Below are 10,967 nucleotides of genomic sequence, written 5' to 3'. Positions count from 1 at the left end.
GTCGCGAACGTGAATCTTCGGGTTGTTCTGCGAAAGAACCATCGTGATCGCCGCCGTCAACGTCGTCTTCCCGTGGTCCACGTGCCCGATCGTGCCCACGTTCACGTGCGGCTTGGTACGCTCGAACTTCTGCTTGGCCATGGAAACTGGTCCTCCTGCTGAATCGGGATGACGCGCCGGGCCGCTGCCCGGGACGAACGCGGTGTTGGCGGTGGAGTGGAGCCCGAGATCGGAATCGAACCGATGACCTTCTCCTTACCATGGAGATGCTCTACCGACTGAGCTACTCGGGCGAAACACTGCTTGCCGCCTGGGCCGGCGGGCGCCGCCGCCGGGGGCGGGCGCTGCCGATGTCGGCCGCCGTGCGCGGCCGCGCTTCAGGAAAGATGGAGCGGGAGACGGGACTCGAACCCGCGACCAACAGCTTGGAAGGCTGTGACTCTAACCAGCTGAGTTACTCCCGCCCGCCGATCGTGATCACGACTTCGAGTGGTGGTGGGGGGTGGATTCGAACCACCGTAGGCTGAGCCAACGATTTTACAGACCGTCCCCTTTAGCCTCTCGGGCACCCCACCACGAAATCACCGGTCCCGCCGCCCTGCCCCGCGATTCCCCGCCGGGCCACGCCCCCCGCGCGGCGCGCGCGGAACCGAAAATCGAAACCGAGTAGAAGAGCTGGCGAAGGGACTTGAACCCCAAACCGTCTCATTACAAATGAGATGCTCTACCAGTTGAGCTACGCCAGCCTGACGCGACGCAAACGCGCGCACGGCGCACCCGCTGCCGCGCGCGCGGAGCGAAATCCAACTGGACTTCTATGGGGCATGGACTCCCATTGCGCCGTGAGCACACAGGGCAAAACGACCCCGCCCAGCTCTCGGCTCGGAAAGGCAGTCGCGGTTCCAGTTCGGAATTTAGAAATGGGGTTCTTCGTCCCGCGCCCCTGAGAAGCACCTTAGGATAGGGGCACGCGCCAAATCAGGTCAAGAGCTAATTTGACATGAGGTAGGGAGATTTCAGCGCGACAGAATGAGCTTGCGGACCGCCACCTTGGAACCGGACTCCAGCCGGGCGAACCACACCCCCGCGGGCAGCGCCTGCCCCGCCTGGTCCCGGCCATCGAAGACCACCCGGTGGGTCCCCGGAACGTATTCACCTTCAACCAGTTGACGCACCAGCCGACCGTCCGCACCGTACACCCCCAGGCGCACGCGCACCGGGGCGCTGGCGGCGTCCGCCGCGGCCGGCAGTGCCGACCCCCGCAGACCCACGGAAGTCGCGCTGACACTGAACGTTAGGACCGTGCGGCCGGTGAAGGGATTGGGCCCGTTGCTGAGCGTCCCGGGGGCCTCGAGGGAGGCGGCGGCGGGCCGGTGCAGGCCGGCCAGGAACTCCGAAACCGCGGGGCGCACGTTCGGAAGCTCAAGGGAGGGGTTCTCGATGGTGCCGCTGGCGCGGGAGGCCGCGTCCCCGAACAGGAACCGGAAGTCCTCGGCGAAGATCTCGTGGGGCCGGTTGGCGTGGCTGGCGCCGTCGAAGTACACCGAGACGTCCGAGATGCCGCGCAGCCCGCGGTAGCGGGCCCAGCCCTCGGTGTCAGTGTCGGGCAGCAGCGCGGCCTGCACCAGGTGGCCCAGCTCGTGGGTCACCACGGAGTGGATTTCCTCGCGGCTGTAGGCCCGCACGCCGGGGGTGAGCACCAGGCAGCCCGAACCGGCCGACGAGGCGGGCACTTCGCGGCGCGGGTACGGCAGGATGAACACGTCCGCGGTCACGCCGCCCAGGGGGAAGCGGACGCCGCGCAGCGCGGACTCGACTTCGGTCTGGTCCATGGGATGGAAGCTGCCGTCGCCCGCGTTGGGGCCGGCCTGCTGGGGCGAGGTGACCAGCTCCCAGGCGTAGCCGTCGGGCGAGTTGAAGACCGGCGTGGAGCCGTTCCAGGTGATGTAGCGCTCCAGGACCTCGCTGGCCGGGTGGACAATCACACCGGTCACCGGGGAACTGGCCGCGACGCAGACGGCGACGCCCGCCACGAGGAAGAGGACCGCCGCCCCCATCACGGGGGCAATCGCGCCGGCCTGGCGCATGAAAGCTGGGAGCTTGATTGGGAACCTGCGCTAGAAAAGGTGAACCCGCGGCCCCGTACCAAACCCTGGTGCGTTGGCTGCGCGACTTCCGGGACTGTCCTTAGCGCTTCGATGACTCTCTAAGGCAGCTTTCATGCCAAGAATAAAGAGTCACTAATGTGAGGATAGCGCGCCCCATGGGCTGGTGCAAGGGGAATTCAAGCATCTGGAGATCCGTGGGATAGGCCATTCCGGGAGCCGCCCCCTGGAACGCCCTGCCGGTCTGCCTTTGAGCGGCGGCAGCAGGCACAAAACCGGCGCGGTGGGGTTTTTCCCCCACCGCGCCGGTTTCCACTCAGGTTGTCCGCCAGGAGGGCGGGGTCTGGAGACCTACTGCCGGGACCCTTCCGACCCCGGATCGGTCGGTTTCGGGGGCTCGTAACCCGGGGGAGGGGCGTACGGGTCCTGCTTCCCCGGGGCCGGCGGCGCGACCGGGGCCGCCGGTGGCGGCGCGACGGGCGGTGCCGCGGCCGGGGCCGGGGGCGCCGGGGGCTGCGGATACCCGTAGCCGCCCCCACCCGGAGTGTACGGAGCGCCGGTGGTGGCCGGCGGGGCGGGCGGATACGGCACCCCTGGCGAGTACGGCGGCGGGGCCACGTAGCCGGCCGGCGGGTAGCCCGGAGCGGAAGGCTGTGGGTAGCCTCCAGCCGGCGGGTAGCCGGACGGCGGGTAGCCTGCCGGCGGGTAGCCTGCCGGCGGATAGCCGGAGGGCGGCGCCGGCGGATAGCCCGGCGGTGGCGTGTACGGGCCCGGCGCGGCCGTCAGGCCGAAGTAGCCAGGGTCGGTCGGCTTCGCGAACTTCGAGAGCACCACGGCGCCCAGACCGGTCATGCCGGCCATCAGCCACAGGATGCCCCCCACCAGGTTGAATCCGAAGCCGATGGCGTTGATCCCGAACGGCCCGAACGCGGTGAGCGCGCTGCCCACGACCCCGAAGGCCGTCAGGAACAGCAGCCCCACCATCACCGCGGCCACATTGCCGCTGGCCCAGCGGTCCCCCTGGCCCAGCAGCCGCTTGCCGATGAACAGCGCCACCGCGAGGTAGCCGATCACCCACGCGAGGAACACCGCCAGCACGTAGCCCACCGCGAGCGGGATCCCGATCAGGGTGATGCACAACAGGATGGCGACCGGGATCACCGTGCACACCACCAGCAGCCCGATGAAGAACGCCTTCACCGTGTGCTGCGCCGCGCTGTAGGAGGTGTTCAGGAAACGGTCGCGGAACAGCACGTACACCAGCAGCAGCACCATCAGGTAGAAGATGATCCGAATCACCTTGAACATGAACGACCACCAGCTGAACGCGTGCTGCCAATCGCGCCCGAAGCCGGGGATGTTGAGCGGGGTGCGGGTGCTGACGCTCTGGCCGAACACCTGGCCCCCGGGGTCCACGCGCACGTCGCTGCCGATGGAGACCGCGTCGCCGCGCACCACCGCGCCGGGGCGCACCATCACGCTCCCGCCGACGGCCACCACTTCCCCGCTCACCACCGCGCCTGGCTGCACTTCCACCGACCCGCCGATGGACACCACGTCGCCTTCCACCTGCTGGCCCGGGCTCACCACCACGCTCTCGCCGAAGCGCACGATGTCCTGGCCGCCATGGTGGCGCCGGTAGCTTCCGAATTCGCTGCCCAGCATCACCGGCATCTTGAGGCGCCGGCCCTTGCGCAGCAGCTCGAGCTGCACCGTGTCGCCGGCTTCGTGGCTCTCCACGGCGTTGCGCAGGTCGCTCATTGAGTTGAGGGGATCGCCACCCAGGCTCAGCAGCACGTCGCTGCGCAGCACGCCGGCCGCCGACGCGGCGCTGCCGGGCACCACGCGGCTGACCATCAGCCCCTCCTCGATGCCCAGGGCCCTGCGCGTGAGCTCGCTGATGCGCCGGCCGTCCACGCCCAGGAACGCGGGCCCGGAGTTCACCCGCACGGTAAACCCGCCCTTGTTCGCCACCACGCCGCTGTCGGTGACCAGGGTGAAGGTGGAGTCGTCGGAGCTCACGTCCACGGTGATGTTGCCCTTGCTGTCGGAAGGGCCGATGTGCACGACCTTCTTCGCCCAGGCAGGATCCGCCTGCGAGAACCCCATGGAAACCGCCAGCCAGGCCCACAGGACCAGGCGGGCCGTGCCCAGCAATCTAGACGCGAATCCGAGCATGGCGAACGCCTCCTTCCGGAGTGCGCCGGGCGATCAGGAAGAAAGCCAGCGCGGTACAGACGGCGAGGGCCAGGTAGAACCTGCCGTCGGGAGTTTCGGCACTCAGGGTGAGAACGTGGACCGGCACCTGCAGCAGCCGGCCGAGGAGGCCGCCCACCAGGCCGCCCACGTCGCGAACGAACTGCAGGGCCACCGCCAGCGCGGCCACCACCTTGGCCAGGGAGTGGGCCGCCGACTGCCCGGCCCAGGAGGCGACCCGCATCGGGCCCTCGGAGGTCGGGGCACCGGCGAGGGTCAGCGCCGCGCCGAGCAGTCCCAGCGTGAACACGAAGTAGGCCGCGGCCGCCCAGCCCAGCGCGGAGATCCCCATGACGCGGCGGCGGGTTGGGAGCACGGCGGAGAGAATCAGTCGATCGAAGTCGGCATCCGGGGAGAACAGGGGCAGGGCGGCCAGTCGGGAGGCGAGGCGGCGGTAGGCCTCCACTTCGCGGGCGCACCCGGGGCAGTCCGCGAGGTGCGTTTCCACCTCGCCCCTTTCCGGGCGGCCCAGGGCCCGGTCCAGGTACTCCTGGAGACGGGCCTCGTCCATTCCACAGGCCTTGAGGGCCACGATCAGATCCTCCCTGTGCCTTCCAGCTTGGTCTTGAGCATGTGCCGCGCGCGGTGCAGGCGAGCCTTCACGGTCCCCACCGGCAGGTTCAGCGCCTCGGCGATCTCCTCGTACGCCATGTCCTGGGAGTGCCGCAGCAGCACCACGATCCGGTAGTGCTCGGGCAGCGACTGCACCAGGTCGGCGGTCCGCCTCGCGTCCTCGTCCTCGACCATGGTATCCAGTGCCGAGGGCGTGGGATCCGCCAGGTCCAGCTCCCGGCCTTCGTCCTCGTCCTCGCCCACCGATGTGGAGATCGTGGGCAGCCGCCGGCGGCGGAAGTGGTCGATGGTCAGGTTCGACGCGATCTTGAACAGCCAGTTGGCGAAGGAGCGGTTCGGGTCGTAGCTGGCGAGCGATCGAAAGGCCCGGATGAAGGCCTCCTGCGCCAGGTCCTGGGCTTCCTCGGCGTTGCCGACCATGCGGTAGATGAGGCTGTACACCGCCCGCCGGTACCGGCCGAGGAGCACGCCGTACGCGCGCTCTTCGCCTTTGAGGCACCTCTGGACCAGAAGCGCGTCGTCGTGATTCAAGCGCTCCTCCACGGGCTGGCGACTCCGGGCGGGTCCTGGACCCAACGGGCCCCGGGCCAATCCCGGTCGCCACGGGTGCCTCTGAACCTGCCTACGCAAAAGTGCCGTCACAAGTTGCGGCGGGTTCGAAGGTACGTCCCGTCCGCCGGGGCGTCAAGGAAAAGGCCGCGTAACCCGTTGTCCCGCAGGCGGTCAAAAGGGGCCGTCCGGGGCCGGATTGGCGCCGGCCGCCCAGCCGGGAGGCCGGGCCAGCGACCGGACCCAGGCGACCGGGCCTGACCGGGCCCGGCCTTGCGCCCCCCGGCCCGCCCTGCTATCTGTCAGGGGTTCGAGTTCGACATGGGCAGTTCGACACCAACCGGGAGTGGGAAGATGGCGAGTTTCGGCTTCACGGACATCGAGGCGGTGGTGGCTCGGGAGATCCTGGATTCGCGGGGGAACCCGACGCTGGAGGTGGAAATCCACCTGGGCGGCGGTGCGATGGGCCGTGCGGCCGTCCCCTCGGGCGCGTCCACCGGGGAGCACGAGGCCCTGGAGCTGCGCGACGGCGACAAGGCCCGCTACCTGGGCAAGGGCGTGCGCACCGCCGTGGGCAACGTACGCGAGACGCTGGCGCCGGAGCTGGTGGGCATGGATGCCGCCGACCAGGAGGGCCTCGACGCGATGATGATCGAGCTCGACGGCACCCCCAACAAGGGCCGTCTGGGCGCCAACGCCATCCTGGGCTGCTCCATGGCCGCCGCGCGCGCCGCGGCCGAGTCCGTGGACCTGCCGCTGTACCGCTACCTGGGCGGGGTGCACGCCCGCACCATCCCCACCCCGATGATGAACGTGATCAACGGCGGCGCCCACGCGGACAACAACGTGGACCTGCAGGAGTTCATGATCGTCCCGCACGGTTTCGACCTGTTCGCCGAGGCCCTGCGCGCGGGCGCCGAGACCTTCCACGCGCTGAAGTCCACGCTCAAGCAGCGCGGCCTCAACACCGCGGTGGGCGACGAGGGCGGCTTCGCGCCCAACCTCAAGAGCAACGCCGAGGCGCTGGAGCTGCTGGTGAAGGCCATCGAGACGGCCGGTTACAAGCCCGGCAAGAACGTGTCCATCGCCATTGACGCCGCCGCCAGCGAGTTCTACAAGAATGGCAAGTACGTGCTGGCCGGCGAGGGCGGGGTGTCCTACGAGGCCGCGGGGATGGTCTCGCTGTACGACAAGTGGATCGCCTCCTTCCCCATCGTGTCCATCGAGGACGGGCTGGCCGAGGACGACTGGGCCGGCTGGGCGCTGATGACCGAGAAGCTGGGCGGGAAGATCCAGATCGTGGGCGACGACCTGTTCGTGACCAACACCGAGAGGCTGTCCCGCGGCATCGAAGAGAAGGTCGCCAACGCCATCCTGATCAAGCTCAACCAGATCGGCACCCTGACCGAGACTCTCGAGGCGATCGAGATGGCGCACCGCGCGGGCTACCGTAGCGTCATCTCGCACCGCTCCGGGGAGACCGAGGACTCGTTCATCGCCGACCTGGCCGTGGCCACCAACGCAGGCCAGATCAAGACCGGCTCGCTGTGCCGCAGCGAGCGCGTGTGCAAGTACAACCAGTTGCTCCGACTCGAGGAAGTTCTCGCCGACTCGGCCGTGTTCGCCGGCAAGGAACTCTACGGGGGCTGAGCCGAAAGGAGATCCCGATGAACCGTGAAGTCACCAAGGGGATGTGGGACCAGTTCCGCCGGGTCCACGGCGTGACGCTGCGCGCCATCCAGCGCATCCCTGCCGACAAGCTGAACGCCGTGCCCGTGCCGCCGCTCAAGAGCGTGAAGGACCTGGTGGTGCACATGTACGAGTACGCCCCGGCGCTGGCGGCCGGCGTGGGCAAGGGCAAGCTGGAGCAGAGCGACCTGCCGGCCGGCGCCGACAAGATCCAGACCGTGGCCGATCTCGAGAAGTGGTGCCGGGCGCAGTTCGACAAGGCCGACGCCGCGGTCCAGAAGCTCTCCGACGCGCAGCTGCAGGCCATGGTGCCCACCTTCTGGGGCCCCACCATGCCGGGCTTCATCCTGCTGTGCGTGGTCTACGACGAGCACATCCACCACCGTGGGCAGTTCTACACGTTCCTGCGGCTGCTGGGCGTGGAGCCGCCGTTCATCTGGGGGTTCGAGCAGAACGAGAAGCAGTACCAGTAGCCGGGGTCGGTGCAGGCCGGGCGGCTCCGCTGCCTGACGGCAGCCGGAAGGGTAGGTCAGGCAGCCAACCTGCCTGACCTACATTCTTTTTCCCGGGCGCCGAATCTGCTATCGTGCGGTACGGCCTTCAAGGATGGAGGCTGCCCCGAGGAGGGAACCTTGCTCGACCTGGTCCGCCGCCTGGAACGCCCTGCCTGGTCCCGCGGCCGCCCGACCGGCCCCGCGCCGCGCCGCTGGGCGCTGCGCCTCGGAATCGCCGCGCTGGGCGCCTGGCTCACTTACTCCTTCGTCTTCTCGGAGCAGGGCATCCTGCGTATCCTCTCGATGAAGCGCGAGCTGGTCTCCATCGAGGCCCGCAACCGCAAGCTCACCTCCAGCGTGAAGCAGGTGGACGAGGAGCTGCTGCGCGCCCGCACCGACCCGTTCTACACCGAGAAGTTCCTGCGCGAGAACGCCGGCCTGGCCCGGCCGGGCGAGCTGGTGATCCGCGTGGTGGGCGAGGGTGCCGTGAAGCAGGCCATTGATGCGCGCAAGCTGGTGCAGCCGCCTCTGCCGAAGGGGCCGCGGGGGCTCCCGCCGGGGCAGCCGCGGAAGCCGTAGGAGCCGGGGCGGCCGGGCGGATCCGGGGCACTCCTGTGCGGTACCGCGGCACCGTGGCTGGTTGCGGATCGCGCCGCAACGCGTGGGCCGGCAACCATCTGCCGGTTTCCGGCGCCCAAGGCTTGACTTCGCCCCGGTGAGCGGGTAGTGTAGCTCTGCTGATGCGGGGTGGAGCAGTCTGGTAGCTCGTTGGGCTCATAACCCAAAGGTCGCGGGTTCAAATCCCGCCCCCGCTACCAAATTTTCCAAGCAGTTAGAAGGGCGGGAACCATCGGTTCCCGCCCTTCGCGTTGTACAATGTCCGAGTTCTACCCTGGAAGAGTCGCGCGGGAGCCGCGGACGGGGCGAAGACACTCGTGAAACCAGGACGAGCCAAGGCTCCAACCTGGGAAGTCCATGTCGGGGCGGCTGCCTACGTTCGTCCTTCTACCGCTTCCCGCGCATGCCGCCTGCGGCGACGCTTCGGCCATCCTCGTCCAGAACGCGGAGCCGTCCGTGACCATTCGCACGGAGCCGACTCGGCATTCGGATCTCCACGTCCTGTCCGAGCGTGGTGAGGAATCGGAAGAGCCGGTCCGTCGAGAAACCGGCCAGCTTCCCTCGGGTAAGATCCGAAACATCCGCCTGGTGCACCCCGAGGAGCTTTGCGGCTTGAACTTGCCTGAGGCTGCGGCGTTCGATGATGGACGCGATGCGCGCGGCGATCTCCGACTTGACGAGGCGCTCCGCACTCTCCTCGAGGCCGAGGTCCTCGAAGACGTTTCCGGAGCTTCGCTCCACGGGAATCACGGCCCTTGAGCCCTTCCTACCTTCTCGACTTGCTCCAGCTCGCATATTCTCTCTCGGCTCTCCCGAGCCGCTCCCGAATCAGATCCGTGTCCTTCTTCGGCGTCTTGATGCCGCGCTTCGACTTCTTCTGGAAAGCGTGCAGCACGTACACCGCATCTGCGAACTTCACCGTATACACCGCCCGGTAGGTGCCGCCGGCGAAGTCCTCCACGACCTCAAGGACCCCCGCCCCGCCAAACCCCAGAAGGGGCTTCGCGTCGGGATGTTTGGCCCCCGTCTGGGCCACGTGGAGGGCATGACCCATAACATCCTTCACTTCCCCTGGGAACTCGCGGAGGTCGTTCTTCGACGAGCCCACCCAGAAGAGAGGCTTCCTGTCCGCCGGCCTGTCCATAGTATGGCATATCTACCATATCGACTCAATGGAGTCCAGACTTTAGGCCCGGGATGAGGCACTGGGTATCGAGCCGGGAAACGGTCCTCGCCCGCCCGCGCCCCCGGGAGGCCCTGATCTCGGCACCCACGGAAGGCAGAGCTGGGGCGCGGCCATGGGGGCAACATGCATGATTCCAATAGGTCACGGCCGAAGCACCCTGAAGTCGAAGGAAACGGCCGGGCAGTCCCGAACTCGAAAGCGCGCAAGAGCCCGGGGCCCTGGTATTGGTCAGGGCAGAGAGGGGACCGGGGCGGTGACGTAGAGCCAGTCTTCGATCGGACGCCCCTTGACCGTCGCTGGCTGGAACCGCCACGACTTCAGAGCCTTCAGGACCTCGGCAACAGCCTCATCCTTGACTCCCCTGGTGATCCGGGCTCGAGAGCCGGCCAGGACCGCGTCCCGTACGGATCCGTCGCGCCTGACCACCACCATGAATGCCAGCGAATCGACTGCCGCTCCCCTCGGCCACGAGGGCAGAGCCGCGAGTTCCTCCACCACCTGGGGCTTGACGATCAACCCGGCCCTATCGAACTCCGAGACCGCATCGGAACTGTCGATGGGGACCAACCATTCACGGGTGTAGCGGTAGCGCTGTCCGCCGCGGACGCTCTCCATGCGAGTGAAGTGGCTGCTGCTCTCGTGGATGCTGTCGGCGCGCACCTCCAGAGGAAGCTCGATGTCCACCTCGTCACGATAGGATGTTCCACTGTTCACTCGCAGAATTCCGACAACATCGAAGTGCCCCGTGCGGGTGGGCTTGATCTGAAGAGTATGCGGTCTCCGCGAAGCAGCGAAGTTCGTTCGAATCGTGGTGCTCCCTGAGACCAGCGAAACCCCGTCCGGAAGCCGAATCTCTGCCACCCCGATGGAACCCGGCGCATACCCCCCGTCCACGTCCACCACCAGAGAGACGGTCCGGTCAACTCTGCCGCCCGTGATTCCAGCGAAGAAGACAAACGGCCAGTTCTCCAACCGTTCCGGTCTGCCGGCGGGGCCTGCCCCGAGAGCGAGAAAGGAACACAGCACAACACACAGACGTTCGCGGCGGCCCATCTTGCGACTTCTCCAATAGACGCACAAAGGGCGCACGCGTGCGCCCCTCGGCTCCTGTTCCAGTCGATGCGAGCCCCCGCCTAACGCCGCCCGCCGTGACGCCCGCCGCCGCCGCCGCGGCCGCCGTGGCCCGATCCGCCACGTCCACCGCCGTAGTGCCCGCCGCCGTAATTCCCGCGGTAGCCACCGTAGCCACCGTACCCGCCGTACCCACCGTGCCCACCATAGTACCCGCGGTACCCGTAGCTCCCGCCGAAGCCCAGGTAGACCCGCGTGCGCGGGTAGTAGCCGTACCACGGGCCATGAAGCAAGCCCATTCTTAGTTGGAATTCTCCACGGCTCCATCGTGTGATCACGCGGCCTCTTCCAGCCGCTTGGACTGCTGCTTGATGTTCAGGGCGCGGGCGAGTGCGCTGACCAACTGCGGGAGATGCCGATGGCCCT

Annotated in this window: 12 protein-coding genes and 5 tRNA genes; 4 read left to right on the top strand and 13 right to left on the bottom strand. The window is 68.0% G+C overall.

From position 1 onward, the window contains the following. From tuf to HZB25_11680, 9 genes are all read right to left on the bottom strand, one after another. Window positions 1-141: elongation factor Tu (tuf, locus tag HZB25_11720; protein MBI5837902.1), on the bottom strand; the 141-nt coding region annotated here is incomplete at its 3' end. A gap of 76 nt (window positions 142-217) precedes the next feature. Next, window positions 218-293, bottom strand: a tRNA-Thr gene (locus tag HZB25_11715). Window positions 294-387: 94 nt separating this feature from the next. Continuing rightward, a tRNA-Gly gene (locus tag HZB25_11710) sits at window positions 388-464 on the bottom strand. Between the two features lie 26 nt (window positions 465-490). Continuing rightward, window positions 491-575, bottom strand: a tRNA-Tyr gene (locus tag HZB25_11705). A gap of 98 nt (window positions 576-673) precedes the next feature. Further along, window positions 674-746 (bottom strand) — tRNA-Thr (locus HZB25_11700). A gap of 270 nt (window positions 747-1,016) precedes the next feature. Further along, entirely contained in the window at window positions 1,017-1,985 is a 969-nt protein-coding gene (locus HZB25_11695) for a hypothetical protein (GenBank protein MBI5837901.1), read from the bottom strand. A gap of 471 nt (window positions 1,986-2,456) precedes the next feature. Further along, on the bottom strand, window positions 2,457-4,283 hold the full coding sequence (locus HZB25_11690; GenBank protein MBI5837900.1) for a PDZ domain-containing protein: 1,827 nt from the start codon (window positions 4,281-4,283) through the stop codon (window positions 2,457-2,459). Then, window positions 4,264-4,893: a zf-HC2 domain-containing protein gene (locus tag HZB25_11685; protein MBI5837899.1), complete on the bottom strand. Its 630-nt coding sequence runs from the start codon at window positions 4,891-4,893 to the stop codon at window positions 4,264-4,266. Before HZB25_11685 ends, HZB25_11690 begins: the two co-directional genes overlap by 20 nt. Window positions 4,894-4,895: 2 nt before the next feature. After that, complete coding sequence (locus tag HZB25_11680; GenBank protein MBI5837898.1) at window positions 4,896-5,465, bottom strand: sigma-70 family RNA polymerase sigma factor; 570 nt, start codon at window positions 5,463-5,465, stop codon at window positions 4,896-4,898. Window positions 5,466-5,837: 372 nt separating this feature from the next. On the opposite strand from HZB25_11680, the gene eno reads away from it, so the two are divergent. The 4 genes from eno (at window position 5,838) to HZB25_11660 (ending at window position 8,484) form a co-directional block, all read left to right on the top strand. Further along, a complete protein-coding gene (eno, locus tag HZB25_11675; protein ID MBI5837897.1) occupies window positions 5,838-7,133 on the top strand; it encodes a phosphopyruvate hydratase in 1,296 nt (431 codons plus the stop codon). Window positions 7,134-7,150: 17 nt separating this feature from the next. After that, on the top strand, window positions 7,151-7,645 hold the full coding sequence (locus HZB25_11670) for a DinB family protein (protein ID MBI5837896.1): 495 nt from the start codon (window positions 7,151-7,153) through the stop codon (window positions 7,643-7,645). Between the two features lie 159 nt (window positions 7,646-7,804). After that, window positions 7,805-8,245 carry a septum formation initiator family protein gene (locus tag HZB25_11665; GenBank protein MBI5837895.1) on the top strand — a complete coding sequence of 147 codons (441 nt, stop codon included), beginning with the start codon at window positions 7,805-7,807 and terminating at the stop codon, window positions 8,243-8,245. Window positions 8,246-8,407: 162 nt separating this feature from the next. After that, a tRNA-Met gene (locus tag HZB25_11660) sits at window positions 8,408-8,484 on the top strand. Window positions 8,485-8,671: 187 nt separating this feature from the next. Here the strand turns inward: HZB25_11660 and HZB25_11655 are convergent. The 4 genes from HZB25_11655 to HZB25_11640 form a co-directional block, all read right to left on the bottom strand. Continuing rightward, entirely contained in the window at window positions 8,672-9,079 is a 408-nt protein-coding gene (locus HZB25_11655; GenBank protein ID MBI5837894.1) for an XRE family transcriptional regulator, read from the bottom strand. Then, complete coding sequence (locus tag HZB25_11650; protein MBI5837893.1) at window positions 9,051-9,428, bottom strand: type II toxin-antitoxin system RelE/ParE family toxin; 378 nt, start codon at window positions 9,426-9,428, stop codon at window positions 9,051-9,053. The genes HZB25_11655 and HZB25_11650 overlap by 29 nt, the downstream gene beginning before the upstream one ends. Before the next feature lie 270 nt (window positions 9,429-9,698). Further along, a complete protein-coding gene (locus HZB25_11645; GenBank protein MBI5837892.1) occupies window positions 9,699-10,523 on the bottom strand; it encodes a hypothetical protein in 825 nt (274 codons plus the stop codon). Window positions 10,524-10,603: 80 nt separating this feature from the next. Then, complete coding sequence (locus HZB25_11640; GenBank protein MBI5837891.1) at window positions 10,604-10,840, bottom strand: hypothetical protein; 237 nt, start codon at window positions 10,838-10,840, stop codon at window positions 10,604-10,606. Window positions 10,841-10,967: the final 127 nt, after the last annotated feature.

The organism is Candidatus Eisenbacteria bacterium (genome assembly GCA_016235265.1).
In the GTDB taxonomy this organism is placed as follows: Bacteria; Eisenbacteria; RBG-16-71-46; order RBG-16-71-46; family JACRLI01; genus JACRLI01.
Note: the sequence above shows the minus strand (reverse complement) of the source record. Positions and strands in the feature narration are given on the sequence as shown.

Bases quoted from the DNA above. Each gene is read 5' to 3' on its own strand.
- HZB25_11670 (MBI5837896.1), top strand. From the start codon at position 7,151: ATGAACCGTGAAGTCACCAAGGGGATGTGGGACCAGTTCCGCCGGGTC.
- HZB25_11690 (MBI5837900.1), bottom strand. From the start codon at position 4,283: ATGCTCGGATTCGCGTCTAGATTGCTGGGCACGGCCCGCCTGGTCCTG.
- HZB25_11640 (MBI5837891.1), bottom strand. From the start codon at position 10,840: ATGGGCTTGCTTCATGGCCCGTGGTACGGCTACTACCCGCGCACGCGG.
- HZB25_11650 (MBI5837893.1), bottom strand. From the start codon at position 9,428: ATGGACAGGCCGGCGGACAGGAAGCCTCTCTTCTGGGTGGGCTCGTCG.
- HZB25_11655 (MBI5837894.1), bottom strand. From the start codon at position 9,079: ATGCGAGCTGGAGCAAGTCGAGAAGGTAGGAAGGGCTCAAGGGCCGTG.
- HZB25_11645 (MBI5837892.1), bottom strand. From the start codon at position 10,523: ATGGGCCGCCGCGAACGTCTGTGTGTTGTGCTGTGTTCCTTTCTCGCT.
- eno (MBI5837897.1), top strand. From the start codon at position 5,838: ATGGCGAGTTTCGGCTTCACGGACATCGAGGCGGTGGTGGCTCGGGAG.